The sequence below is a fragment of the Nonomuraea sp. NPDC004186 genome (genome assembly GCF_053603495.1).
On the sequence record NZ_JBSGFQ010000014.1, the window covers coordinates 77,981 to 101,629 of the forward strand.

The following is a 23,649-nucleotide window of genomic DNA, read 5'->3' on the forward strand; positions in this document are numbered from 1 at the left end:
CGCCGCATTGAGCGCAGGGTCGCATCACCGGTCACCAGCACCAGCCGCCGCTCGCGTACGCATGCGCTTCTACGTCCGCGGCCTCCTCCATGCGCGCCTTGATGGAGGCGAGCACCTGGAGTTCCTCGTCGCTGAGCGACTGCAGCACCGCGATCTGCTCCTCTGACGCGGTCGTCAGGTCGAAGCCGGCGGCTTCCAATTGGTCGATGGTCGCCATGACCTCTCCTTTCCTGCGGCGTTCGCGCGCAGTTGGACGGCGTCGACGAGCTGCGCCAGGCCGTATGCCGTGTTGAGTGCGCTCAGGCCGATCAGCGACTCCGCCTCGGGGGTGAGCGGGAGCCCGTCGATCGCGCGCCACAGCTCCTCGCGGTGCGTGCCGTCCAGGACGGCATGGGTCACCAGCGTGCGGAACGCGTCCAGCGGCAGGCCCGTGCGCCGGGAGAGCAGGGGCGCCAGATCGGGTGGGGGAGGGTAGCCCTCCAGGACGGCGACGTGCCCGAGCAGCGCCACCGGGTGGGCGTGCCTGATCCAGTAGTACTGGCTGCCGACCACCGCGGCGACGCAGGGTGGCGGCGGGTCCGTGAACAGGGTCTCGGCGTCGCCTCCCGCGCGGGCGTAGTCGTTCACCACGTCCTGGTCGTGGCCGTACTCCTCGTGCACGTGCCGGGCCAGATAGGCGGCGACGCCCCGCGCGATCTCGTCGTCGCGGGCCAGGCACGCCGTGGTGGCGTCGAGGATGAGCGGTACGGTCGCGCGCAGCATGCCGTGCAGGGCCCTGAGCCATTCCAGGTAGAGCTCGCGCGGTGCGGGATGCCGCCACATCCGCTCCGTCCTGGCCAGCAGCGCGGGCATGACGAGGTCGATCTTGGCCATTAGACGCAGGCTGGTGGTCATGTCCCGCCTCCCCGGCCCATGAGGGCGGTCAGCAACCGGGCCCCGTCGTCGCCGGCGGTCTCGTGCAGGCGCCAGCACAGGCCGCAGACGTCCGGGTAGCGGGCGCGGGCGAGCGCGGCGAACGGCGGCAGCCGTACCAGGTCGTCCGGCCGGACCGAACCGACGGCGCGCAGCAGCGGGTCGTCGCGGAACGCGGCCAGCGCGGCGCGCACCTCGGCCGCGCCGGTCGCCCGTCGCCGCAGTCCCTGAGGGCCGCCGCCCGTGATGACGCTCTCGTTGCAGCAGCCCGTGATCACGCCGTCGTAGCGGACGGTCGGCGACGCGGTCAGCGGGCACGCGCCCAGCTCGGCGACGCCGTGGCGGCGCCCGATGGCGAAGACGCCGCTGCCCCGGCCCGCCCGCAGCGGGGTGATCAGCGTGATCTCCGCGCGCCGGGACCAGTCGTCCCCCAGCGTGTCACGGAGGACCCCCTCGGCCAACGGCACCGCGCCGGGCTCGTCCAGGAGCTGGAGGACGATGTGGCAGCCGGCCCGCGCCGCGTGCGCGACGGCGCGGGCGAACCGCCGCCGGTCGACGGCGGCCTGGTGGAAGCTGTCCGTGCTGAGGATCACGGTCGAGGACCGTTCCAGCACCCGCGTGATCCACCGCGGGCATCGGGGCCCCGACGCCCAGTGGCCGCTGGAGAAGAGCACGACGTCCTTGCCCGCGTCCGCGAACGCGTCCACGGCGAGGATCAGCCCGCGACGCTCGGCGAACGGCTCGCCGCCGGAGATCGCGACGGCCTCGATGCCGGGTTCGGCGCAGATCCCCGCCAGGATGTCCGCGAAGAGGCGGTGGTCGGTGATGCGCGGGCCGGCCGGGAGCGCGGCGACGGAACAGTGCGCGCACCCGACCGGGCACCGATCGGTGAGGTAGAGCAGCACGGTGCGGCCACGCGTACGTCGCAGCCGCTCGATGTCCGCTAGCCTCAACCGGCGCATCACCGCTCCCGACCCTCCCAGCCGAGCGTCACCAGCTCGCTGTAGCGCGTGATGCCGTGGCGGCGGGCGAAGCCGTACGGGCCGTGCCGTTCCACGAGACCGCGTACGGCGCTCTCCATCGCCGGACCGGCAGGCGAGTCCAGATACCCGGCGACCCGTTCGCCCAGCCCGCGGTCCTGATGCAGGGTGACGCAGACGTCGCAGTAGCCGGGAGCGGCGGCGCCCGATCCGAACCGCGCCTTCGCGTAGCGCGGCCCGAACATCCGCACGGCCCGCGCCAGCGGCCGGTCCAGGTGGCGCCGGCGCAGCACCGGCCAGGGGTCCTCATCGGCGTGCCCGAGCACCAGGTGCGGCGGGCGGGCGGCCGCGGCGAGGTCGTCGTTGCAGCAGGTGAGGACCGTCCCGTCGTAGGTGACCAGCGGCCAGGCCGCCATCTCGCACGGCGCGGGCGCGGGCACGGCGGGCAGGGTTTTCGGGCCGGCGCGCGGGCCGTCCAGGGTCTTCGCGCGCCCGACCGGCCGGAGCGGCACCACGAGCATGGGCACCTGGTCGGCGAACTCCTCCCGCACCTCGCGCACCAGGTCCGCGACGTAGGGGTCCGCGCCGCCGTCCCCGGTGATCTGCACGCTCACCTGCGGCCCCCAGGAACGGATCTCGTGCAGCACCCGGAAGGCCGCGCGCCTGCTCACCTCCCGCTCGTGGAAGCGGTCGAGGCTGACCGCGAAGTGATCGACCGCCGAGATGGCCGCCCGCAGGGCGGGCGGCACCGCGTGCCCGTCGCGGGCGAAGTACAGCCCGGACAGCAGGTACGACCTCGTCCCCGAGAGCCGCGCCGAGTCGGCGAGGTCGCGCACCAGCCGCGGCCGCAGGAGCGCCTCACCCCCGGACATGGCGATGAACTCCGGATGCTCCTGCCTGGTGAAGGACGCGACCAGCCGCCGGAAGGGCCGTTCCGCGTGCTCCGCGCCGTCCATGGCGGACTCCGTCGAGCAGTGCGCGCACGACAGCGGGCAGCGGCGGGTGAGGGCGAGGAAGACGCCCGCGGCGGGCACGGCGCGCAGCACCGCCATCTCGGCCAGATGCATCAGGTCGCTCCGTGGCCCGTGGTGGCGGTGACGAACTTGCTCAGCGCGTTGAGCAGCTCGTCCACCGCGGTGTCGGAGGCCTCCGTACGGCTGAGCGCGATCTCCAGACGGCTCCAGGGGGTGAGGCCCTCCCTGGCGCTCCGGGTCAGCGAGCGGGCGGCGGCCATGAGCGTGAGCGTGATCGCCGTCTGGGCGGCCAGCTCGGTGAACAGGTCGATGGCCGCCATCTCCCCGAACCGCTGCAGCGCCGGGTCGAGCACCTCCATCACGCCGATCGTGCGGTCCTCCAGCTCCAGCGGGGCCGCCATCAGGACCTTCGGCACGTACCCGGTGCTCTGCGCGAACTCCCGGTCGAAGCGCGGATCCTCCTGGACGTCGCTGAGCAGCACGGTCTCGCCGGTCTGGAACACCCACCCGGCGACGCCGCGCCCGGTCGGGATGGCCACCCCGAGCAGCCGGTCCTCGCCCTCCCCGGACGACGCCTCGAACACCAGCCGGTCGCGCTCCTCGTCGTACAGGAACACCGACGCGGCCGACGCCGAGAACGTCAGCCGGGCGAGCCGTACGGCCGACCTCAGCAACTCGTCGTGCTCGGTGGGGCGCAACAGCCTCCCCAGCGAGGAGGTCAGGGAATCAGGGATGCCCACGCCCATGGTGGCCTCCTCAGGTCCGGTTGTTCGCGACGGCCGCCAGCACGTGCTTGAGCTGGCCGGTGGCAAGGCCCGGGTGCCGCTGCAGTACGCGCGCGCACAGCCCGGTGATGTGCGGTGTGGCGAAGCTGTTGCCGGTCAGGCGCGAGGTCCCGCCGCCGGGCAGCGGCACCTCCACCCCGATCCCGCGCGCGAAGAACTCGGCCGGGGGCTCCGGGTTGCACTCGATGTGCTCGGCGAGCGCCAAGGTGTGCGAACCCACCGAGATCACGCTCGGGAAGTGCCACGGATAGCTGCGCACCGGCCGGTTGTGGGCGGAGGCCACGATGGTGACCCCGGCGAAGAACGCCCTGTCCACGAGATCGTGCAGGGCCTCCTTGTGCTCGGCGCGACGCGTCGACAGGCTCAGGTTGACCAGGGAGAAGCGCTGCTCGATGGCCCACTCCAGCGCCGCCAGCAGCACCTCGCCGCGGCCATGAAGCCCGCTGCCGAGCACGCGGACGCTGGTCAGCTCGCAGTCCGGGGCCATGGCCCGGATGACGCCCGCGCAGGCCGTCCCGTGGCCCGCCTGGTCGCCGACCTCGTCGGGCACGACCTCCAGGCCGTCACCCGTCACCGCGAGCGGGGTGATGGGCCTGGTGAAGACCGGGTGGGGCGCGTCGACCCCGCTGTCGATCAGGCAGACCCGCACGCCGGAGCCGGTGGCCGACCCCCAGGCCCACTCACGGGTGATCGCGCAGGGCAGCGCCAGCCGGGCCGAGTCCATGACCGCGCCCCGTGAAGCGTGCGCCAGCCGAAAGGTCCGCGGCGGCGGCGCCTCCGCGACAGCCGGAAAATCAGCCATTGCCCACCCTCAGCGTCATTGTTCTGGCTCCGAGTAAATAGTGGGAGAGGGCGTTCATAGTTACTTCAGAGTCCGATCAAAGCGCCGTCGGAGACTGATTTCGAGGTCTTGAGAAACCCCAACGCCTGACAGACCATGAGAGCGAAATCCAAACCGGAGTGTGACTCATGTTGGAGTTCCGCTTGCTCGGCGCCGTCGAAGCCTACTCGGACGGGCAGCGCGTCGTACTGGGCCCACGCAAACAGCGGCTGACATTCGCGGTTCTGGCTCTGGAGGCCAACCATCCCGTCACGGTGGAGCGGCTGGTCGAGCTGAACTGGCCGGGGTCCCGCCCGCGTACGGCACAGCACGCGATCCGGGTGTCGGTCTCCCAGCTGCGCTCGATCCTGGCCCGCGCCGACCCCGCCCAGGCCGAGGCCACGCTGACGGCCCAGGGCGCGGGATACGTCCTGCGCACCGACCCGGAGCGGATCGACGCCCATCGCTTCCGCGGCCTGGTGCAGCGGGCCCGGGCGGAACCCGACGACGAGCGCCGGGTGGCGCTGCTCGACCAGGGCCTCAGCCTGTGGCGCGGTCCCGTGCTGGCCGGGGCGGCGCCTCCGGAGACCCAGGAGCGCCTGGGCAGCGGCCTGGAGGAGTCGCGGCTGGTGGCGCTGGAGGACAAGATCGACGCCGGGTTACGGCTCGGCCGCCACCGCCAGCTGCTGGACGAGCTGACCGAGCTGACCCGATGCCATCCGTTCCGCGAACGGCTGACGTGCCAGCTGATGATCGCCCTGTACCGCAGCGGGCAGACGCACACGGCCCTGGAGCAGGCCAGAAGAGCCCGCCGCCGCCTGGCCGACGAGCTCGGCATCGACCCCAGCCTCGAACTCCAGCGGCTCGAGGTGGCCATCCTGCGCAACGACCCGGTGCTGCTGCCGCAGCCCGATCGCGTCCTGGCGGCCGGACCCGCGCCGCCCGCCGTGCCGGCGCAGCTGCCGCGCTCCGTCTCCGACTTCACCGGCCGGGCCGGGCAGCTCAGGTGGCTGGACGAGCACGTTCAGGACCACACGAGCACGCCGGTCACGATCGCGATCACCGGCGCCGCCGGGGTCGGCAAGACCGCCCTGGCCCTGTACTGGGCGCACCGGATCCGCGATCGTTTCCCCGACGGCCAGCTCTACGTCGACCTGCGCGGCTTCGCCACCGGGCCGCCGATGCGGCCGGAGCAGGCGCTGGCCCGCCTGCTGCGCTCCCTCGGGGTCACCCCCGAGCAGGTGCCCGCGGACGCGGACGAGGCGGCCGCCCTGTACCGGACCCTCCTGGCCAGCAAACGCGTCCTCGTCCTGCTCGACAACGCGGCGACGCCGGAGCAGGTCCGCCCGCTGCTCCCCGGCGCCACCGACTGCCTGGCCCTGGTGACCAGCCGGGACCGGCTGAACGGGCTCGTCGCCCTCGACGGCGCCCGGCCGCTCCCGCTGGCCGTGCTGGACCCGGTCGAGGCGCGGACCCTGCTGGCCCGGATCCTCGGGGCCGACCGCGTACGTCAGGAGGCGGACGCCGCCGCCAGGCTGGCGCTGCTGTGCGACTACCTGCCGCTCGCGCTGCGGATCGCCGCGATCAACCTGTCCCGGCAGCCGACGCGCGCCATCATCGACGGCGTCACGGAGCTCGCGGGAAGCGACCGCCTGAACGCCCTGCAGGTCGACGGGGACGGCCGGGCCGCCGTGCGGGCCGCGTTCGACCTGTCGTACGCCGCCCTCGACGAGCCGGACCAGCGCCTCTTCCGGCTGCTGGGCCTGAGCCCGTGCCCCGACCTCACCCCGCAGGCCGCCGCGGCGCTGGCCGCCGCCCCTGCCGACCAGGTGCGGCGGGCCCTGGACCGCCTGGAGCGCACGCACCTGATCCTGCAGACCGCTCCGGGCCGGTACGGGTTCCACGACCTGATCAGGCTCTACGCCCGGGACAACGCGAACGGGGCCGAGCGGACGAGCGCGCTCGCGCGCCTGTTCGACTTCTATCTCCGGGTCGCCGACGAGGCCAAACGCCTGCTCTACCCGCAGGCCCTGCAGCTGGCGGGACCGCCGCGCCGGCAGTCCCCGCTGACGTTCGAGGGGCCCGCGAGCGCGCTGGCGTGGCTCGACGCGGAGCGCTCCGGCCTCATCGCGGCCATCACGTACGCCGCCGCGCACGGACCCCGGGAGGTGGCCTGGCGGCTGGCCGACACGCTGCGCGGCTACCTGTCGCTGCGGCGCGACCCGAACGACTGGCAGGCCGTCGCCGAGGCCGCCCGCTCGGCCGCCGGCCTGGACGGAGATCTCACCGCCCAGGCCGCCACCGAGCTCAGCATGGCGCAGGTCTACCAGAGCCGGGGCATGCATCCGCAGTCGCTGAGCCACTACGCGCAGGCGCTGAAGCTCGCCCAGCGCTCCGGGTGGCGCGAGTGCGAGTGCGCGGTGCTCAACAACCTCGGCAACGTGCACTGGAAACTGGGCTCCCTGCAGGAGGCCGCCGACCACTACAGCCAGGCCATCGCCATCGCCCGGCAGACGGGCCAGCGCACCATCCACGCCACCAGCCTGGCCAACCTCAGCATGGTCTACCGGAGCCAGGGGCAACTGGCGCGGGCGGCCGAGCTCCAGCACGAGGCCCTGGCGCGTTACCAGCAGGCCGCCTACCGCAACGGCGAGGCGATCGCGCTGGAGAACATGGGCGAGATCTACCACGATCTCGGCGAACTCGACCGCGCGCTGGACTACCTCGACCGCGCCCTGCCCATCTTCCGCCAGTCGGGCAACCGCTACGGCGAGGTCCTCGTCCTGAACACGCTGGCCGCGGTCCACCGTGACGCCGGCCGGTACGACAGCGCCCTGGAGTTCGCCGACCGCGCGGTGGAGCTGTCCGTCGCGATCGGCGACCGCCGGGCCGAGGCCGACACGCTCAACACCCGGGCCACCGTACGCACGTATCTCGGGCGCCCGGAGCAGGCCGCCGAGGAGCACGGCAGAGCGCTGGCCATCGCCCGCGAGGTCGGCAACTGGCAGCCCCGGCTGGAGTCCCTCATCGGGCTGGCCGGCGCCCATTGCGATCTGGGGAACCTGGAACAGGCGTCCGCCCACGGCCACGAGGCGCTCAACGACGCGCGCCGCCGGGGGTTCCGCCAGCTCGAGGAGCAGGCGCTCACCGCCTTGGCGGCCGTCCAGATCCGCGTCGGCGACCGGGAAATCAGCGCGGCATTGTCCGTCGATTCAGAATGAATAATTGGCCATATTTCGGTAGGCCGGCTTATTGCCTGACAGGGCTTTGGCATTTATCTTGGAAATATGAGGAAAGCAGCGATTACCACGCTCGGTGTACACGACGACACCAACAATTCTCACGACTTCGCCGAACTGCCTCGACGGTGAATTCCAACCGCGGGTAAATCTGCCGTTAAATTTTCCGCCCGTCGTACGCCTGCGCTGAAATTCGCCGCGGCGATATCTCTCGCGGCGGGCCGGCACGCGACTCGCGCGGGTTCCGCCGCCGCCCGGCGGTGCCGCTGATCAGCGTCTCGACGCTCACGGGCACGAACCGCCCGCCGTCCCGCATGATTCGTCCGTCCTCCCCGTGGCCCCGCGACCGCGTCCGGCGCGGGCCGGGGCGAGGGTGGGACGCGGCGGCCGGGCCGACGGCGGCACCGTCCGGGGCGTGGTCGGAAATCACCGGCGGAAACACGGCCGCGGCACGCCATCGTCCATTCTGCATACCGTGCCGTCGCCCAAGGAGCGGCCCGCGGCCCCGCGTCCCGGGCCGAAAGGGGCGGGCGGGAGCATAATCGGAGCCATGCGCGTGGGGATAGCCCATCATTTCGGTTGGGCCGTGGCGGTCACGGCATCGGCCGACCACCAGGTGGTGGACCGCCGGCGGATCGAGCTGATCGAGCCCGGCGTGCCGGCGGCGCCCATCCACCACGACGGCAGACGTCTCGACGATGCCGCGGCCTCCGAACTGGTGGCCCGCGTGCGGGCGTCGGCGGCCCGGGCGACGTCGGCCTCGCTGGACGAGCTCGCGTCCGCGCTGCCCGGACCGATCGTCTCGCTCTCGCTCCGGGCCTGGCCGCTCGACTTCCCCGACGACATCGCCGTCCAGCGGCGCGTGCCGTACGAGGCCCGGGCGGACTCCGTCATGTACCGCCAGATCCTGGCCGAACTCGCCCACGAGCGCGGCTGGGCCGTCCACGTCTACGACGCCAAGGACGTGGCGGACCAGGCGGCCGGGATCCTGGCCGAGCGGGCCGGCGAGGTCCTGTACGGTCCGCGCGCGGCGCTGGGGCCGCCCTGGGCGAAGGACCACCGAACGGCGCTCGCGGCGACGATCGTCGCCGCCGCGACGCGTACGTGACCTGCCCCGTGGCCGGTTGGGACGGCGTGGGAGTGGAAAGCACACGACTGTACGTCCTGATACGCACAGTTACGGAAAACAGGTGACGCGATGAGGCTCGCCGATGCCCACGTCCTCGTCACCGGCGCCTCCTCGGGCATCGGCGCGGCCACCGCGCGGGCGCTGGCGGGCACCGGTGCGCGGCTGACGCTGGCCGGGCGCGACCGCGAGCGGCTGGCGGCCGTCGCCTCGGCCACCGGCGGGCGCGTGCTGGTGTGCGACGTCACCACCCAGGCCGAGGAGCTGGCCGAGCGGAGCGGGCACGTCGACGTCCTGGTGAACAACGCCGGCGTGGGGTGGGCGGGGCCGTTCGTACGGATGCCGGCCGGCAGCGTCGAGCAGCTGCTGGCGGTCAACCTCGCCGCCCCGATCGCGCTCACGCGGCTGCTGCTGCCGGGGATGGTGGCGGCGGGCCGCGGGCACCTCGTGTTCGTGGCCTCCATCACCGGGGCGGTGGGCGTGGCGCAGGAGGCCGTGTACTCGGCGACCAAGGCGGGGCTGATGGCCTTCGCGGAGAGCCTGCGCCATGAGCTGCATCACGTGCCGGGCGTCGGCGTGTCCGTCCTGCTGCCCGGGGTGGTGGACACCCCCTTCTTCGTACGGCGCGGCGTCCCGTACACGCGCGGCCGGCCGGCGCCGATCGCGCCGGAGCGGGTGGCGCGGGCGATCGTGGCGGCGATCAGGGACGGGCGGCCGGAGTCGTTCGTGCCGGGCTGGCTGCGGGTGCCGGCCAGGCTGCGCGGCGCGGCGCCCGGCGCGTTCCGGGTGCTCGCGCGGCGCTTCGGGCGCATGGAGGGGTCAGCCGCTCCTGATGGCGCGCAGTGACTCCTTCAGCGACCCGATCGTGGCCAGGACGGCGGTCGGCTCGTATCCGCAGTGCGCCATGCAGTTGTCGCACCGGGGGTCGCGGCCCCGGCCGTAGGCCGTCCAGTCGGTGTCCTCGATCAGCTCGCGGTAGGTCCGCGCGTACCCGTCGGCCATGAGGTAGCACGGTCGCTGCCAGCCGAACAGCGAGTACGACGGGATGGCCCAGGCGGTGCACGGCAGCTCGATCCGCCCCTCCAGGAAGTCCAGGAACAGCGGCGAGTGGTTGAACCGCCAGCGCCGCCGTCTCCCGCCGGCGAAGGCATCGCGGAACAGCGCGCGCGTCTCCCGCACGCCCATGAAACGGTCCTGTACGGGCGCCTTCTCGTACGCGTACGCGGGAGAGATCATCATCTGGTCGACGGCGAGCTCGTCGTTGAGGTAGTCGAGCACCTCGATGACGGTCCGCGGGCTGTCCGTGGAGAAGAACGTCGTGTTGGTGGTGACCCGGAAGCCGCGCCGCCGGCACTCGCGCACGGCGGCGACCGCCTCGTCGAAGACGCCCTCCTTGCACACCGCGGCGTCGTGGCGCTCGCGCACGCCGTCGATGTGCACCGTCCAGGCGAAGTACCGCGAGGGCTCGAACTCGTCGATCTTCTTGGGGATCAGCAGCGCGTTCGTGCACAGGAACACGTACTTCTTCATGCCGACGAGCCGGCGGACCAGCTCGCCGATCTGCGGGTGCATGAGCGGCTCCCCGCCGGCGATGGACACCATGGGGGCGCCGCACTCCTGGATGGCGGCGACGGCCTGCTCCACCGGCATGCGCTGCTTCAGCACGTCGGCGGGATGCTGGATCTTGCCGCAGCCGGCGCATTTGAGGTTGCACGCGAACAGCGGCTCCAGCTCCACCAGCAGCGGGAACTTGGTCCGTCCCCGCAGCCGCTGGCCCAGGATGTAGCCGCCGACGCGCAGGCTCTGCCGGATCGGGATGGTCATGACAGCACTTCCTCGGGTAGCAGCGCCGCCCAGCGCACCAGGACGGGGCCGACGGCGGCGAGCGTGCGGCGGGCGGCCACGCCGCGGGTGAGCGTGGCCAGGCTCAGCAGCGGCGCCTCCGGCGTGTCGACGATGACCCGCACGGCGGCCAGCGGGCGCCCCGCGGCGGCGCGGGCCAGCGGGCCGGTCTCCATGTCCACGCCGTACGCACCCTCCGCGGCCAGGCGGTGCCGCTCCGCGCCGCGGACCACGTGATCGGCGGTGACCAGCGGCCCGACCTGGGCGGGCAGGCCGGCGTCGGCCAGCTCGGCGGCGAGGAGGGGAGCGGACGGGCAGGGATGGACGCGTCCCCTGAACCGGACCTCGCTCGCCACCAGGACGTCGCCGGGCCGCAGGCTCCTGCCGGCCGCGCCGCCGAAACCGACCACGGCCACCGCCTCCCGCCAGGCCAGGCCCGCGGCCGCGCGGGCCGCCCGCCGCGGGCCGATCCCGGTGACGACGACCCTGGCGAGGTGGGCCGGCAGGCCGCGCCTGACCGCGCGGGCCTCGATCCCGAGCGCGGCGCAGATCAGCAGTCCGGTCATGAGAGCTCCAGGTCGCGGCGCAGGTAGCGCCCGAGGGCGCTGATCGGGAAGACGAGCCGGTAGAGGTGGTAGTTGATGTAGAAGTCACCGGGGAAGCCCGTGCCGGTGAAGTACGGCTCGTCCCAGGTGCCGTCCGGCCGCTGCCGCTCGACCAGCCAGCGCACGCCTCTTTCCACCGCCGGGGAGCGTTCGCCGGCGGCGAGCAGGGCCAGCAGGGCCCAGGCGGTCTGCGAGGCGGTCGAGGCCCCGCGGCCGATCCAGGCCGGGTCGCGGTAGGAGCGCAGGTCCTCGCCCCAGCCGCCGTCGTCGTTCTGGTGGCGTTCCAGCCAGGCGACGGCGCGGCGTACGGAGGGATGCCCCGGACGGACCCCCGCGGCGACGAGGGCGGGCACGGCGGCCCCGGTGCCGTAGACGTGGTTCGCGCCCCAGCGGCCGAACCACGATCCGTCCTCCTCCTGCGCCTTGAGCAGCCAGATCACGGCCCTGCGCAGGACGGGGGAGCGGGGCCGCTCCTTGGCCAGGGCTTCGACGACGTGCGCGGTGACGTCGGCGGACGGCGGGTCGATCACCGCGCCGAAGTCGCAGAAGGGCAGCTTGGTGCAGAGCGCGCGGTCGTTGTCGGCGTCGAACGCCGCGAAGCCGCCGTCGGCGCTCGCCATGCCGGCCATCCAGCGGACCCCGCGCTCGATCGCCGGTCGCGCGCCGGGGCGGTCCAGCCGGCGCAGCGCGAGCACGACCTCCGCGGTGTCGTCGATGTCGGGATAGCCGTCGTTGTCGAACTCGAACGCCCAGCCGCCGGGCGGCAGGCCCGGCCTGCGCACCGCCCAGTCTCCCGACCTCGTGACCTCCTCGCGCAGCAGCCAGTCGGCGGCCCCGGTGACGGCCGGATGGTCGGCGGGGGTGCCCGCGTCGAGCAGCGCGTTGACCGCCAGCGCCGTGTCCCACACGGGGGACTGGCACGCCTCCAACCGGCGCCCCTTCTCGTCGCGGACGGTGAACCGGTCGAGCCCCCCGATCGCCTTGCGCATCACCGGATGGTCCAGGTCGTAGCCGGAGAGGTGGAGCGCGATGATCGAGTACACCCACGGCGGCTGGATCCCGCCCCAGGAGCCGTCGGCCTCCTGGCGGGCGACCACCCAGTCCACGGCGCGCCTCAGCGCGGCCCGCCGCAGGGCCCGCGACGGGCGCCGCTCGTACCGGTGCAACGCCCGGTCCAGCGCGCCGAACACCGCCTCCCAGCCCCCGCCCCCGGCACGGTGCGGCGCCCGGCCGGTCCGCAGCTCGGGCAGCTCGAACGGGAGCCGGCGCACCGGCCGGTACGCGGTCACGACGGTCAGAGGCACGATCGTCTGCCTGGCCCAGCAGGCCCAGTCGTAGACGTTGAGCGGGAACCACGAGGGCAGGAAGATCATCTCGGGCGGCATGACCGGCAGGTCCCGCCACGACCACTCCCCGAACAGGGCCAGCCAGACCCGCGTGAACACCCGGCTCGCCTCGATCCCGCCCATGGCCCGGACCTGCTGCGACGCGGCCCGCATGTGCTCCGCGTCAGGCGGATCGCCCGCGAGCCGCAGCGCGGTGTACGCCTCGACCGTGGTGGACAGCTCCGCGGGCCCCTCGTGGAAGTTGGCCCAGGTGCCGTCGGCCCGCTGCTCCGAACGGATCCACCGGGCGGCCTCCGCCGTGTCCTCCTCGGTGCGGATGCCGAGGAACTGCCGCAGCAGCAGATCCTCCGCGTCCATGCTCACGTTCGTCTGCAGCTCGCCCTTCCACCAGCCCTCCGGGGACCGCAGGCCGATCAGGTGATCGCAGGCGGCCCGGAGGGCGTGCTCGGCGTCGGTGAGCAGGCTCGGCGTCGTCTCGAGGGTGGTCATGTCAGTGGTCCCTGGATGTGATGAATCGGGCGATGTGCAGGAATTCGGCGCGCACGTCCGCGGGCAGGTCCGCGGCGTCGAGGCACCGGGTCGCGGCGTCGAAGCGCCGCCCGGCCTCCAGCTCGGCCCAGGCCCGGCCGCCCGCCTGCTCGACCAGGTCGGCGGCGTCGCGCAGGTCGGCCTCCGTCAGCTCCCCGGGCCTGGCCAGCAGCTCGGCGAAGCGGCGTCCGTCCTCCGTACGGCTGGTGAGCGCGGCGACCACGGGCAGGCTCTTCTTGCGGGCCCGCAGGTCGGCCAGCACCGGTTTGCCCGTCACCTCGGGTCGCCCCCAGATGCCGAGCAGGTCGTCGGTCAGCTGGAAGGCCAGCCCGGCCTCGGTGCCGAACGCGTCCAGAGCGTCGGCCAGCGAGGCCGGACCTTCTGCCGCCGTGACGCCGATCGAGCAGGCGCAGGCGAGCAGCGAGGCGGTCTTGTGCCGCGACATCAGCAGGCACTCCTCCCGCGTCACGTCGCCGCGGTCCTGGAACTCCAGATCCAGGGCCTGACCCGCGATGAGCGAGAGCGTGGCGTGGTTGAGCGCGCGGGCGGCCGCCGCGTAGCCGGGGCCGCCCTGTTCCAGCAGCAGCTCCAGGGCCAGGGCGAACAGCGCGTTGCCGCAGAGGATCGCCTGGGAGCGGCCGAAGACCGTCCAGGCGGCCGGACGGTGCCGGCGCACCGGGTCGTCGTCCATGACGTCGTCGTGCAGGAGGGAGAACGCGTGCACCAGCTCCACCGCGGCGGCGGCGGGCAGGCACCGTTCGATGTCCGCTCCCGCGGCCCGGGCCGACAGCACCGCGAGCGTGGGCCGCAGCGCCTTGCCGCCGGCCGCGCGGGGCCGGCCGTCGCCGTCGGTCCAGCCGAAGTGGTAGCGGGCGACGCGGGCGATACGCGGGTCGAGGCGGCCGACGGCCTCGCGCAGCACCGGCTCGACGAGCTCGCGGGCGGCCTCCGCCGGCGGCAGGGTCAGGGTCATGACACGCTCTCCTGATCTCGCACATGCTGTCTGACCAGGCGTGCGGCGTGCAGCCCGCTGCGTACGGCGCCCTCCATCGTGTCCGGCCAGCCGGTGTCGGTCCAGGCGCCGGCGAGATAGAGGCCGGGCCACCGGGTGGCGCTCCCCGGTCGGAGCGCCCCGCTGCCGGGGCCCTGGCGGAACGTCGCGCGCCGTTCCCTGGTGACGAAGAAGTCGGCCATCCTGGCCTCGCGCGCGGCCGGGAACACCGAGCGCAGCGCCGGGACGAAGGTCTCGCGCAGGTCCGCGGTCGGCCGGTCGATCCACGTGTCCGCGACCGACACCGACACCGTCAGGTACTGCCCCTCGCCGAGCCCGGCGACCCGGGTCTTGTCGAACACCCACTGCACGGGCGAGCCGGTGACCGCGACGAACGGCCCCCGCATGACCGGCCGGTCGTAGACCGCGTGGACGTTGATGATGGGGCTCGCGTCCAGGGCGCCCCATCCGTCCCGGGCGGGCGCCGCCTCGGCGGGGACCAGCTTCGCGGCCTGCTCGTGGCGCGTCGCCAGGACGACCGCCGACGCCTGGACCCGGACGCCGTCCACGACGACGGCCGGGCCCGGCTCGATGGCCGTGACCTTCGCCGACAGCCGCACCGCGCCGCCGCGTCCCGCGATGGCGGCCCTGGCGGCGGTGTCGTGCAGCTCGCCGAGCGGCACCAGGGGGATGCCCAGGTCGGCGGCGTCCGGCCGACCGAGCATGGCCGTCTTGAACACCTTCACCGCCGGGCCGAGCGCGGCCTCCTCGACCCCCGTGTTCAGGGCCGCGACAGCGAGCAGGTCCCAGAGCGCCTGCCGTACCGGGTCCCGCTGGCCGTGCGCCGCCAGCCAGCTCCCGAACGTCACCGTGTCGAGAGCCGGGTCGGCCGGGTCGAGCCTGCTCAGCGCGAGCGAGCCGCGCAGGGCCTGGAGCCGGTCGCCCGGCCCGAGCAGGCGGTATCGCGCGAGCGCGGGCACGAAGTGGAGCGGGCCGGGCAACGCGGCGCGGCGCAGCCGCCCCGACCGGCCCGCCGCGCCGAGCACCCGCACGTCGAAGCGGCTCTGCAGGTCGACCAGCGCGGTGCCGCCGAGCCGTTCCAGGAGTCCCCGGTACGCCGTGCAGCAGCGCAGGAAGACGTGCTGGCCGTTGTCCACCGTCAGCCCGCCGCGCCGGAAGGAGTACGTGGCGCCGCCCAGCCTCGGGCGGGCCTCGTACAGCGTCACGGGGCAGCCGGCCTCCGCGAGCGCGAGGGCGGCCGTGATGCCGGCCAGGCCGCCGCCGACCACCGCCACCGGCGCGATCGTCATCACAGGGGCAGCCCTCTCATGCCGACGGCAGTCGTCGCAGACCCGCGTCGGGCCGGCTCATGGTCATGAGGACACGCGCCCACGCCCCGAGCAGGCGTACGCGGCGTGGCCGGACGGCGCGGCCCAGGACGTCGTAGCGGGCCCCGCTCAGCGCGGCCAGGGTGGCGTGGCCTCCCGCGACGTAGCCCGCCACCGCCGTACGGGCGAAGCCGGACAAGGAGGCGACGATCGGCTCCCCCTCGACCAGCATCGTCGCGGCCCGTCCGGCCTGCACGGCCACCACCTCGCGCAACCGCGGTGACGTGGCCGCCGCCGCGAGGTCGCCGATCGGGCAGCCCGCCCGGCGCAGGTCCTCCTGCGGCAGGTAGACGCGGCCGCGCCGGTGGTCCTCGCCGACGTCCTGGCAGTGCTCGATGACCTGCAACGCCGAGCACACCTTGTCGGACAGGGCCAGCCGGGGGCCGCTGACCTCGCCGAACACGTACAGGACGAGATGGCCGACCGGGTTGGCCGACAGCTCGCAGTAGCCCAGGAGCTCGTCGAACGTCTCGTAGCCGGTGACCGTCTGGTCGCGCCGGTTGGCCTCGACGAGGCGGCGGAACGGCTCGGCGGGGATCGAGCACTCCTGGACGGTACGGGCCAGCGTGCGGAGCGGTCCGAGCCGTGGCGGGTGGCCGTCGTACAGCCGGGCGAGGTCGGCCTCGACCTCGTCCAGCAGCCTCAGGCGGTCGCCGGGGCGTCCCTCGTCGCCGAGGTCGTCCACCGTGCGCGCGAAGCCGTACAGAGCCATGAGGTGGTCGCGGTGCCGGCGCGGAAGCAGCCGGGAGGCCACCGGGAAGTTCTCCCGGCGCGCCTTTTCCGCCGGCTCCCGCGAATGGCATCTCTCTGACCGCACGACAGGAAATTATCCGGCGCCGGGGAACGCAAACATGACGGCATTCCATTGCCCGGCGATTTGCGCGGAATTTACTCGCGGGCCGGGCCGGGAAAACGCCGTTTGAATTCCAAGGGAAAGGGGGAGTGGCTGTTATGGAAACGCGACGCCGTGCTCGCGCAGCGGGCCCACGCGCAGGCCCATGTCCCTGCAGCGCTCCACGAGCGCGGGGAGGGCGTCGAGCGCCGGTCGCCAGGACCCAGGAACGGAGGCGTGGTCGGAGTCATGGAGCAGGACGGTCGCCCCGCCGCGCAGCCCGGCCGCCACGGTGGCCAGCACCGAGCCGGGCGTGGCCGCCGCCTCCCAGTCCCGGCCCCAGACGGTCCACAACACGGGGCGCAGCCCGTGCAGGCGGGCGGAGACCAGCGCCTCCAGGCTGAGCGCGCCGTACGGCGGGCGGTACCACGTCGCGCGCACGCCGCCGACCGCCCGCACCAGGTCGGCGGTCCGGCCGATCTCGGCCGTCAGCCTGCCCGGCGGGGCGAGCAGGGGGTTGCCGTGCCGCCAGCCGTGCACGGCCAGCTCGTGACCCTCGGCCACGATGCGGCGGCCCAGCCACTGGTGGCGTTCGAGCAGCTCGCCGAGGACGAAGAAGGTCGCGTGGCAGCCGAGCCGGCCCAGCTCGTCCAGGAAGCGCGGGGTGGAGCCGGGATGGGGCCCGTCGTCGAAGGTGAGCGCCACATGGCCGGGGTCGCCGACGCCGGCGACGGAGGGCATCCGCCGGCGGACCGGCGGCAGCCAGGTGACGGCGGGACCCGCGTGCAGCAGCGCCAGGCAGGCGAGCCCGAGCGGCAGCGCGGCGCGGCCGATCGGGGGACATGAGATGTCCAGGCTGGTCCTCATTCTCAGCGCGCCGATGGGCAGCGCCCATGACCGGGTCGCCGCCGAGCTGGCCGCCCGGCTCGCGGCCGAGAATGCCGATTCAGAGATCATCGATGTCCTCCAGCTGCTCCCGCTCCGGCTGGGATCGGCGCTGCGCCGCGGATACCGCTGGATGATCCTGCGCGCCCCCTGGCTCTATGACGTCATCTACCAGGTCTTCTTCGTCGGCAAACGGGCCGCGGGCACCTCGCCGCTCACGGTGCTGGCCCTGCCCGCCCTGCGCCGCCTCGTCGCCGCCCGCTCGCCCGACGAGGTCGTCTCGACCTTCCACCTGGGGGCCCAGATCGCGGGGATGCTGCGCGAGCGCGGCGGGCTGCCCTGCCCGAGCACGGTGCTGATCGTCGAGTTCACGGTGCACCGGCTGTGGCTGCACCCCGGCAACGACCGGTATCTGTGCCCGAATCCCGACATCGTCGGGGAGATCGCCGCCCGGAGCGGCCGCCCGGCGCTCTGCTGCGCCCCGGTCGTGCGCCCGGAGTTCGCGCGGGCGGTGGCCGATCCCGGGGGAGTGGCCGGCCGCGTCGGCGTGGACCCCGGCGACCGGCTCGTACTGGTGTCAACCGGTTCGTGGGGCGTCGGGGAGGTCGTCGCGACCGCGCGCACCCTGGCGAGGTCGGGACGGTACACGCCGATCGTCCTGTGCGGGAGCAACGCCGAGCTGCGGCGCCGCCTGCGGGCCGCCGGGCTGGGCCCGGCGCTGGGGTGGCGCGACGACGTGCCGGAGCTCATGGCGGCCGCGTACGCCCTGGTCGACAACGGCTCCGGCCTGACCTGCCACGAGGCCTTCGCCGCCGGGCTGCCGGTCGTCATCCACCGGCCCATCGGCGGCCACGGCGTCGCCGGCGCGCGGGCGATGGCCGGGGCCGGGGTGAGCCTCCACACGGGCACCGCGTCGGAGCTGCTGGCGGCGCTGGACCTGCTCGAGGACCCGCGATCGCGCAAGCGCCAGGTGGACCGGGCCTACGCGCTGTTCTCCTCGATGCCGGTCCAGGCGGGCCTCATTTCCGCGCCGAGGGGGCCGCGCTCTGATCCTGGATGAGCGGCGAACGGGTCAGCACGATGACCCCGTAGACCAGGAGCCCGGCGCCCGCCGCCTCCATCACCAGCCACGGTCCGGCGCGGATGGGCTCCCCGTACATCAGCGCGCCGTACAGGATGCCCGCCAAGGGGTCGCTGATGGTCAACGCCGGCTGGGCGACGACGAGGGTGCCGCTGTGCAGGGCGTTCTGGAGGAGGAACAGGCTGCACAGGCCCGCGGCCAGCATCGCGTACAGGGGCCAGGAGACCGGCAGCGCGCGGGGGTCGTCCGCCAGGATCATCGTGCACTTCTTGATGAGCGTGGCCGTGAAGGCGAAGCCGATGCCCGCGGCCACGCCCAGCGTGGCGGCCCGGATGGGCCCCCTGGTCATGGCCCCCACCGTCACCAGCGCGGCGATCGTGGCCGAGGTCGCGGCGGCGGCGATGATCCATTCGGCCGTGTCCGGTGACCACCGCCCCGGGCCGGGGACCGCCGCGGCGAGGAACATCGCGAGGCCGGCCGACAGCGCGCCGATCGCCAGCCACGATTTCCCGTCCAGAACCGTGCCGAACGCCCAGGACATGATGATCATGGTGAACGGGAGCTCGATCACCAGGGCCGGCTGGACCAGGGCGATGCCTCCCTTCGACAGCGCCGCCGCCTGGAAGAGGAAGCCCCCGATCATCGCCACGATCCCCCACCGCCACAGCGGGTTGCCGATCAGCGCCCGGATCAGGCCGAACCGCAGTCCCAGCTCCTGAGGCAGCGGTCGCGCCGCTCGCCGCTGCAGGACCGACGTGGCGGCGTTGCACACCGCGGCGAGCACCGCCAGCAGCGCGGCAGCGATCAACTCCCACGCCTCGCGAGGGCACGTACCGCGACCATGGACTTCTCCCTCGTCGTCAGCGACATCCGGGAGGCCAGCGCGCGGGCGGGATCGGCGGCGATGCGGTCGAGCAGGCACCGGTAGATGCCGGCCATGGTCGCCGTGCAGGCGGCGCTGCGCGCGTCCAGCATGGGCAGCAGGCGCATCCCGGTGGCGAACCAGTCGCGCGCCCGGTCCGCCTCGAACCTGACGAGCGCGGCCAGGCGCTCCGGCGGGTCGCTGAACCGGCCGTACGCGTCGACGTCCAGGCTGCAGCCGAACCGTTCGAGGTCGTGGGCGGGCAGGTAGACCCGCTTGGCCATGCGGTCCTCCCGCAGGTCGCGCAGAATGTTGGTGATCTGCAGGGCCACGCCGAGCGCGTCCGCGAGCGGCGTGGCCGCCTCCATGTCGTCCGCGCCGAACACGCCCAGTGAGAGCCGCCCGATCGAGCCGGCGACGCAGCGGCAGTAGCCGACCAGGTCGTCGAACGTCTCGTACGTGCTCCCGCGCACGTCTGCGGCGCAGCCGTCGACGAGGTCCGAGAACGCCGCGAGCGGGATCGGATAGCGGCGGGCGGCCTCGAACAGCGCCACCAGCACGAGGTCGTGCCGCGCGGGAGCGGTCCCGTCGAGCATCCCGCGGATCGCGGACAGGCGGGCCAGCCGCCGTCCGGCGGGCCCGTCGCCGTCGGCGATGTCGTCGATCCTGCGGGCCAGCGCGTAGACGGCGCTCAGCGCGCGGCGCTTGGGGGAGGGCAGCAGACGCAGGCCGAACGAGAAGTTACGGGCCTGACCGCGCATGATCTGCTCGCAGTGCCGGTACGCGTCGTCGACGCACACCGCCCCGGCCCTGTCACGAGAAGAGGCACAATCATGCCGTCGCCACAGATTCGCGGCTCGGGCGAACATCATGGCCGCGACGGCCGTTCGCGTCGTTTCCCCCAGAACATGAGAGATGGCTGTCCGTTGTGTCGTGGCAATAAACTCGGGCGCCGGTCCGATGGAGCGCTGCCGGTAATTACCGGGCGAATTGTTTACGCCCCGCTGAACTATTCAGCAATGGGCCGGGAAATTCGCGGCGCGCGTTTGGCGGGGACGTGCGGGGTAGGGCTGGACGGGGTGAGCACCATCGAGCAGGTCGCGGCGAGCGCGTACCGGATACCGGCCGATCAGCCCGAAGGCGACGGCACCCTGGCCTGGCGGGCGACCACGCTGGTGGTCGTCACGGTGACGGCCGGCGACACGACCGGCACGGGGTGGACCTACGCCCCCGCCGCCACGGCGTCCCTCGTCACGGAGCTGCTGACCGAGACGATCATCGGGTCCGACGCGCTCGGCATCCCCGCCCTGTCGGCCGCCATGAACCGGCAGGTACGCAACGCCGGCCGGCCCGGCGTCGCCGGATACGCGCTCTCCGCGGTGGACGTCGCGCTGTGGGATCTGAAGGCGCGGCTGCTCGGCGTCCCGCTCGCGCGCCTGTTCGGCGCGGCGCGCGAGGAGGTACCGCTGTACGGCTCGGGCGGCTTCACGACGTATGACGACGCCGCCACCACGGCCCAGCTCGCCGGCTGGGTGCACGACCAGGGCATCGGCCGGGTGAAGATCAAGATCGGCGAGTCGTCCGGGACGTGCCCCGAGCGCGACCTGCACCGCGTGGCGCTGGCCCGCCGCGTCATCGGCGAGCGGGCCGAGCTGTACGTCGACGCCAACGGCGGCTACGGCGCCAAGCAGGCCGTCCGCGTGGCCGAGCGGATGCGCGAGCACGAGGTGACCTGGTTCGAGGAGCCGGTCTCCTCCGACGACCTGGCCGGGCTGCGGCTGGTCCGTGAGCACTGCGCCGCCGACGTGACCGCCGGGGAGTACGGCTGCGACCCGCCCTACTTCAACCGCATGTGCCAGGCCCGGGCCGTCGACTGCCTCCAGGTCGACGCCACCCGCTGCGGCGGCTACACCGGCTGGTTCGCCGCCACCGCCATCGCCGCCGGGCACCACCTGCAGGTCTCCGCCCACTGCGCGCCCAACCTGCACCTCCCGGCCGCGGCCGCCACCGTCAACCTGCGCCACATCGAGTGGTTCCACGACCACCAGCGCATCGAGTCCACCCTGTTCGACGGCGCCGCGGACCCCACCGGCGGCCTGGCCCGCCCGCACACCGGCACCCCCGGTCACGGCCTGACCCTGCGCACCGGCACCGCCCAGGCTTACCGCGTCGCCTGAGGGCGGGCGGGGCCGCTCAGAAGGCCACGCCGCAGCGCAGGATGACGTTGGCGTACGGGTGCGCCTCCCCGGTGCGCACCACCAGCCTGCTGGCGGCGGAGAGCTGCTTGAGCCGTTCGTGCGGCACGTACGCCAGCCCCGGCAGCCGCTCGCCGAGCAGCGCGGCGCAGGCGGGATTGGCCGCCCGGACCTCCTCGGCCGCCGTGGCGCCCTCGACGACGATCTCGGCGAGGATGCCGTCGAGCACGTCGGCGAACGACGGGATGCCCGCCACGAACGCCAGGTCCACCACCTCCGCCCCCGCCGGCAGCGGCATGCCGCTGTCGCAGATGAGCAGCTCGTCGGTGTGCCCGAGCCGCGCCAGGGCACCCGCCAGGGCCGCGTTGATGACGCCGCCGCGCTTCACAGGTCCTCCACCTCCGCCATCGTCGGGTACGAATCCTGCGCCCCCGCTTTGCGCACAGCCGCGGCCCCCACCCTGGCGGCGAACGCCGCGGCCCGCGCCAGCGGCTCGCCCGCGGCCAGCCGCCAGGCCAGCGCCCCGGTGAACGCGTCACCGGCCCCGGTGGTGTCCACGGCCTCCACGCGGGGACTGGGCACCGCGTGCACGGCGCCGTCCTCGGCCACCATGTCGGCCACCACGGCCCCGTCGGCGCCCAGCGTGATGACGACCGAGCGGGGGCCGCGCGCCAGCAGCTCCCTGGCCTGCCGGTCCGGCGCGCCGGGCGCGCCGAGCAGCAGGGCCGCCTCGTGCTCGTTGACGACCAGCGGATCGCACAGCGCCAGCAGCTCGTCCGGCACCGGGACGGCCGGCGACAGGTTGAGCACCGCGCGCCGGGCCAGCCGGGCCGCGGCGAGCACCGCCGGCAGCGGGATCTCCAGCTGCAGGGACACGACCGGGGCCGAGCGCAGCAGCGGCGCAGCGTCCAGCACGTCACCCTCGGTGAGCCGGGCGTTGGCGCCGGGGGCGACGATGATGCTGTTGTCACCCTGCGGCCCGACGGCGATCATGGCGATGCCGCTGGCGGCCGCCGTGTCGTGCAGGTGGCCGAGGTCCACGCCGTCGCGTTCCAGCGACTCGCGCAGCAGCCGCCCGTGCCCGTCGGCGCCGACCCGGCCGAGCAGCGCCACCCGAGCGCCGAGCCGGGCGGCGGCCACGGCCTGGTTGGCGCCCTTGCCTCCGGGATGGACGGCCAGCTCCGAGCCGAGCACGGTCTCGCCGGGCGCGGGATGCCGGTCGACCTGGACGACCAGGTCGGCGTTGGCCGACCCTACGACCACGACGTCGTGTTCGCCCAAGGAGCTCATGCGCCGGTGAACTCGGACAGGTTGTCCTTGGCGGCGACCTTCACCGGCACGTTGGCGGTGGCCTCCAGCTGCTCGCTCTTGACGGCCTTGACCGCGTTCTGGACGGACTGCTGGCCGAGCAGGGCCGGCTGCTGGGCGATGCTGGCCGCCAGCGTGCCGGCCTCGATGGCCTTCAGCCCGTCGGGGGTGCCGTCGAAGCCGACCACCTTGACGTCCTTGCCGGCCTTGGCGCCGAGCGCCTTGATCGCGCCGAGCGCCATCTCGTCGTTCTCCGCGAACACGCCGGTGACGCCGGAGTGCGACTGCAGCAGGTTCGTCATGACGTCCAGGCCCTTGGCGCGGTCGAAGTCGGCCGGCTGCTGGGCGACGACCTTGATGCCGGGGAACGCCTTGATGCCCTCGGCGAAGCCCTGGCCGCGGTCGCGCGAGGCGGAGGTGCCGGGCACGCCCTGGAGGACGACGACCTCGCCCCTCTCGCCGATCTCCTTGGCGAGCCGCTCCGCGGCCAGCTTGCCGCCGGCCACGTTGTCGGAGGCGACGGTCTGGGCGACCTTGCCCCCGTTGACGCCACGGTCCACGGCGATCACCGGAACGTTGGAACGTTCCGCTATCTTGACCGCCGGCGCGGCGGCGTCGGAGTCGACCGGGTTGATGATGATCGCCTTCATGCTCTGGCTGGTGAAGTTCTGCACCTGGTTGACCTGCTGGGAGGCGTCGTTCTGCGCGTCGGTGACGGTCAGCGTGACGCCCAGCTTCTTGGCCTCGGCCTCGGCGCCGGCGCGCAGCTGCACGAAGTAGGGGTTGTTCAGGGTGGAGATCGACATGCCGATCTTGACGTCGCCGCCGGAGGCGGCTCCCGCCGAGCCGGCGGAGGACGTGCCGGACGAGCCGCAGGCGGTCAGACCGAGGGTCAGGGCGGCGCCCGCCGCTACGAGGGCGTGGATGCGCATGGGTGGTACCTCACTTTT

At 73.7% G+C, this 23,649-nt stretch carries 23 protein-coding genes; 5 read left to right on the plus strand and 18 right to left on the minus strand.

Annotated features, from left to right (window positions below):
- Nucleotides 1–31: 31 nt before the first annotated feature.
- From ACWEPL_RS14280 to ACWEPL_RS14305, 6 genes are read right to left on the minus strand one after another with little or no spacing between them, the layout of a single operon-like run.
- Nucleotides 32–217: an aroma-sacti cluster domain-containing protein gene (locus ACWEPL_RS14280; RefSeq protein WP_355208569.1), complete on the minus strand. Its 186-nt coding sequence runs from the start codon at nt 215–217 to the stop codon at nt 32–34.
- A complete protein-coding gene (locus ACWEPL_RS14285; RefSeq protein WP_452436382.1) occupies nt 175–873 on the minus strand; it encodes an iron-containing redox enzyme family protein in 699 nt (232 codons plus the stop codon). Before ACWEPL_RS14285 ends, ACWEPL_RS14280 begins: the two co-directional genes overlap by 43 nt.
- A gap of 17 nt (nt 874–890) precedes the next feature.
- The gene (locus ACWEPL_RS14290; protein WP_452436383.1) at nt 891–1,874 is read right to left on the minus strand and encodes a hypothetical protein; all 984 of its coding nucleotides are present in this window, start codon (nt 1,872–1,874) and stop codon (nt 891–893) included.
- Nucleotides 1,874–2,959: a hypothetical protein gene (locus ACWEPL_RS14295; protein WP_452436384.1), complete on the minus strand. Its 1,086-nt coding sequence runs from the start codon at nt 2,957–2,959 to the stop codon at nt 1,874–1,876. The genes ACWEPL_RS14290 and ACWEPL_RS14295 overlap by 1 nt, the downstream gene beginning before the upstream one ends.
- Nucleotides 2,959–3,612, minus strand: coding sequence for a GAF domain-containing protein (locus ACWEPL_RS14300; RefSeq protein ID WP_363982680.1), 654 nt, complete (start codon nt 3,610–3,612; stop codon nt 2,959–2,961). The genes ACWEPL_RS14295 and ACWEPL_RS14300 overlap by 1 nt, the downstream gene beginning before the upstream one ends.
- A gap of 10 nt (nt 3,613–3,622) precedes the next feature.
- The gene (locus ACWEPL_RS14305; RefSeq protein ID WP_355208583.1) at nt 3,623–4,453 is read right to left on the minus strand and encodes a S8 family serine peptidase; all 831 of its coding nucleotides are present in this window, start codon (nt 4,451–4,453) and stop codon (nt 3,623–3,625) included.
- A gap of 167 nt (nt 4,454–4,620) precedes the next feature.
- On the opposite strand from ACWEPL_RS14305, the gene ACWEPL_RS14310 reads away from it, so the two are divergent.
- The 3 genes from ACWEPL_RS14310 (at nt 4,621) to ACWEPL_RS14320 (ending at nt 9,682) form a co-directional block, all read left to right on the plus strand.
- Complete coding sequence (locus tag ACWEPL_RS14310) at nt 4,621–7,692, plus strand: BTAD domain-containing putative transcriptional regulator (protein ID WP_452436385.1); 3,072 nt, start codon at nt 4,621–4,623, stop codon at nt 7,690–7,692.
- 568 nt (nt 7,693–8,260) lie between these two features.
- Nucleotides 8,261–8,818 (plus strand): hypothetical protein, encoded by a 558-nt coding sequence (locus ACWEPL_RS14315; RefSeq protein WP_452436386.1) that lies wholly within the window; start codon nt 8,261–8,263, stop codon nt 8,816–8,818.
- 90 nt (nt 8,819–8,908) lie between these two features.
- The gene (locus tag ACWEPL_RS14320; protein ID WP_452436387.1) at nt 8,909–9,682 is read left to right on the plus strand and encodes an SDR family NAD(P)-dependent oxidoreductase; all 774 of its coding nucleotides are present in this window, start codon (nt 8,909–8,911) and stop codon (nt 9,680–9,682) included.
- Here ACWEPL_RS14320 and hpnH read toward each other — a convergent pair.
- The 7 genes from hpnH to ACWEPL_RS14355 form a co-directional block, all read right to left on the minus strand.
- Nucleotides 9,656–10,660, minus strand: coding sequence for an adenosyl-hopene transferase HpnH (hpnH, locus tag ACWEPL_RS14325; protein WP_452436388.1), 1,005 nt, complete (start codon nt 10,658–10,660; stop codon nt 9,656–9,658). The two genes, ACWEPL_RS14320 and hpnH, sit on opposite strands and share 27 nt — an antisense overlap.
- Nucleotides 10,657–11,244: a phosphorylase family protein gene (locus tag ACWEPL_RS14330; protein ID WP_452436389.1), complete on the minus strand. Its 588-nt coding sequence runs from the start codon at nt 11,242–11,244 to the stop codon at nt 10,657–10,659. The genes hpnH and ACWEPL_RS14330 overlap by 4 nt, the downstream gene beginning before the upstream one ends.
- Nucleotides 11,241–13,118, minus strand: a complete 1,878-nt coding sequence (shc, locus tag ACWEPL_RS14335) for a squalene--hopene cyclase (RefSeq protein ID WP_452436390.1) — start codon at nt 13,116–13,118, stop codon at nt 11,241–11,243. Before shc ends, ACWEPL_RS14330 begins: the two co-directional genes overlap by 4 nt.
- 1 nt (nt 13,119) lies before the next feature.
- On the minus strand, nt 13,120–14,130 hold the full coding sequence (locus ACWEPL_RS14340; RefSeq protein ID WP_452436391.1) for a polyprenyl synthetase family protein: 1,011 nt from the start codon (nt 14,128–14,130) through the stop codon (nt 13,120–13,122).
- Entirely contained in the window at nt 14,127–15,458 is a 1,332-nt protein-coding gene (hpnE, locus tag ACWEPL_RS14345; RefSeq protein ID WP_452436392.1) for a hydroxysqualene dehydroxylase HpnE, read from the minus strand. The genes ACWEPL_RS14340 and hpnE overlap by 4 nt, the downstream gene beginning before the upstream one ends.
- A gap of 16 nt (nt 15,459–15,474) precedes the next feature.
- Entirely contained in the window at nt 15,475–16,353 is an 879-nt protein-coding gene (gene hpnC / locus ACWEPL_RS14350) for a squalene synthase HpnC (protein WP_452436393.1), read from the minus strand.
- A gap of 132 nt (nt 16,354–16,485) precedes the next feature.
- Nucleotides 16,486–17,235 carry a polysaccharide deacetylase family protein gene (locus tag ACWEPL_RS14355; RefSeq protein ID WP_350732972.1) on the minus strand — a complete coding sequence of 250 codons (750 nt, stop codon included), beginning with the start codon at nt 17,233–17,235 and terminating at the stop codon, nt 16,486–16,488.
- Between ACWEPL_RS14355 and ACWEPL_RS14360 the strand changes: the two genes are divergently transcribed.
- Nucleotides 17,216–18,313 carry an MGDG synthase family glycosyltransferase gene (locus ACWEPL_RS14360; RefSeq protein ID WP_452436394.1) on the plus strand — a complete coding sequence of 366 codons (1,098 nt, stop codon included), beginning with the start codon at nt 17,216–17,218 and terminating at the stop codon, nt 18,311–18,313. The two genes, ACWEPL_RS14355 and ACWEPL_RS14360, sit on opposite strands and share 20 nt — an antisense overlap.
- Here ACWEPL_RS14360 and ACWEPL_RS14365 read toward each other — a convergent pair.
- Both ACWEPL_RS14365 and ACWEPL_RS14370 read right to left on the minus strand, forming a co-directional pair.
- Entirely contained in the window at nt 18,273–19,142 is an 870-nt protein-coding gene (locus ACWEPL_RS14365; RefSeq protein WP_350732969.1) for a DMT family transporter, read from the minus strand. The two genes, ACWEPL_RS14360 and ACWEPL_RS14365, sit on opposite strands and share 41 nt — an antisense overlap.
- Nucleotides 19,139–19,996, minus strand: a complete 858-nt coding sequence (locus ACWEPL_RS14370; protein WP_452436395.1) for a phytoene/squalene synthase family protein — start codon at nt 19,994–19,996, stop codon at nt 19,139–19,141. The genes ACWEPL_RS14365 and ACWEPL_RS14370 overlap by 4 nt, the downstream gene beginning before the upstream one ends.
- 279 nt (nt 19,997–20,275) lie before the next feature.
- Between ACWEPL_RS14370 and ACWEPL_RS14375 the strand changes: the two genes are divergently transcribed.
- Nucleotides 20,276–21,373: an enolase C-terminal domain-like protein gene (locus ACWEPL_RS14375; protein ID WP_452436396.1), complete on the plus strand. Its 1,098-nt coding sequence runs from the start codon at nt 20,276–20,278 to the stop codon at nt 21,371–21,373.
- 16 nt (nt 21,374–21,389) lie between these two features.
- Here the strand turns inward: ACWEPL_RS14375 and rbsD are convergent, their stop codons facing one another.
- From rbsD to ACWEPL_RS14390, 3 genes are read right to left on the minus strand one after another with little or no spacing between them, the layout of a single operon-like run.
- A complete protein-coding gene (rbsD, locus tag ACWEPL_RS14380; RefSeq protein WP_350732963.1) occupies nt 21,390–21,779 on the minus strand; it encodes a D-ribose pyranase in 390 nt (129 codons plus the stop codon).
- Complete coding sequence (locus tag ACWEPL_RS14385) at nt 21,776–22,681, minus strand: ribokinase (RefSeq protein ID WP_452436397.1); 906 nt, start codon at nt 22,679–22,681, stop codon at nt 21,776–21,778. The genes rbsD and ACWEPL_RS14385 overlap by 4 nt, the downstream gene beginning before the upstream one ends.
- Complete coding sequence (locus tag ACWEPL_RS14390) at nt 22,678–23,631, minus strand: D-ribose ABC transporter substrate-binding protein (protein ID WP_452436398.1); 954 nt, start codon at nt 23,629–23,631, stop codon at nt 22,678–22,680. Before ACWEPL_RS14390 ends, ACWEPL_RS14385 begins: the two co-directional genes overlap by 4 nt.
- Between the last annotated feature and the right edge of the window lie 18 nt (nt 23,632–23,649).

Bases quoted from the DNA above. Each gene is read 5' to 3' on its own strand.
- ACWEPL_RS14280 (WP_355208569.1), bottom strand. From the start codon at position 217: ATGGCGACCATCGACCAATTGGAAGCCGCCGGCTTCGACCTGACGACC.
- ACWEPL_RS14285 (WP_452436382.1), bottom strand. From the start codon at position 873: ATGGCCAAGATCGACCTCGTCATGCCCGCGCTGCTGGCCAGGACGGAG.
- ACWEPL_RS14290 (WP_452436383.1), bottom strand. From the start codon at position 1,874: ATGCGCCGGTTGAGGCTAGCGGACATCGAGCGGCTGCGACGTACGCGT.
- ACWEPL_RS14295 (WP_452436384.1), bottom strand. From the start codon at position 2,959: ATGCATCTGGCCGAGATGGCGGTGCTGCGCGCCGTGCCCGCCGCGGGC.
- ACWEPL_RS14300 (WP_363982680.1), bottom strand. From the start codon at position 3,612: ATGGGCGTGGGCATCCCTGATTCCCTGACCTCCTCGCTGGGGAGGCTG.
- ACWEPL_RS14305 (WP_355208583.1), bottom strand. From the start codon at position 4,453: ATGGCTGATTTTCCGGCTGTCGCGGAGGCGCCGCCGCCGCGGACCTTT.
- ACWEPL_RS14310 (WP_452436385.1), top strand. From the start codon at position 4,621: ATGTTGGAGTTCCGCTTGCTCGGCGCCGTCGAAGCCTACTCGGACGGG.
- ACWEPL_RS14315 (WP_452436386.1), top strand. From the start codon at position 8,261: ATGCGCGTGGGGATAGCCCATCATTTCGGTTGGGCCGTGGCGGTCACG.
- ACWEPL_RS14320 (WP_452436387.1), top strand. From the start codon at position 8,909: ATGAGGCTCGCCGATGCCCACGTCCTCGTCACCGGCGCCTCCTCGGGC.
- hpnH (WP_452436388.1), bottom strand. From the start codon at position 10,660: ATGACCATCCCGATCCGGCAGAGCCTGCGCGTCGGCGGCTACATCCTG.
- ACWEPL_RS14330 (WP_452436389.1), bottom strand. From the start codon at position 11,244: ATGACCGGACTGCTGATCTGCGCCGCGCTCGGGATCGAGGCCCGCGCG.
- shc (WP_452436390.1), bottom strand. From the start codon at position 13,118: ATGACCACCCTCGAGACGACGCCGAGCCTGCTCACCGACGCCGAGCAC.
- ACWEPL_RS14340 (WP_452436391.1), bottom strand. From the start codon at position 14,130: ATGACCCTGACCCTGCCGCCGGCGGAGGCCGCCCGCGAGCTCGTCGAG.
- hpnE (WP_452436392.1), bottom strand. From the start codon at position 15,458: ATGACGATCGCGCCGGTGGCGGTGGTCGGCGGCGGCCTGGCCGGCATC.
- ACWEPL_RS14360 (WP_452436394.1), top strand. From the start codon at position 17,216: ATGTCCAGGCTGGTCCTCATTCTCAGCGCGCCGATGGGCAGCGCCCAT.
- ACWEPL_RS14355 (WP_350732972.1), bottom strand. From the start codon at position 17,235: ATGAGGACCAGCCTGGACATCTCATGTCCCCCGATCGGCCGCGCCGCG.
- ACWEPL_RS14385 (WP_452436397.1), bottom strand. From the start codon at position 22,681: ATGAGCTCCTTGGGCGAACACGACGTCGTGGTCGTAGGGTCGGCCAAC.
- ACWEPL_RS14390 (WP_452436398.1), bottom strand. From the start codon at position 23,631: ATGCGCATCCACGCCCTCGTAGCGGCGGGCGCCGCCCTGACCCTCGGT.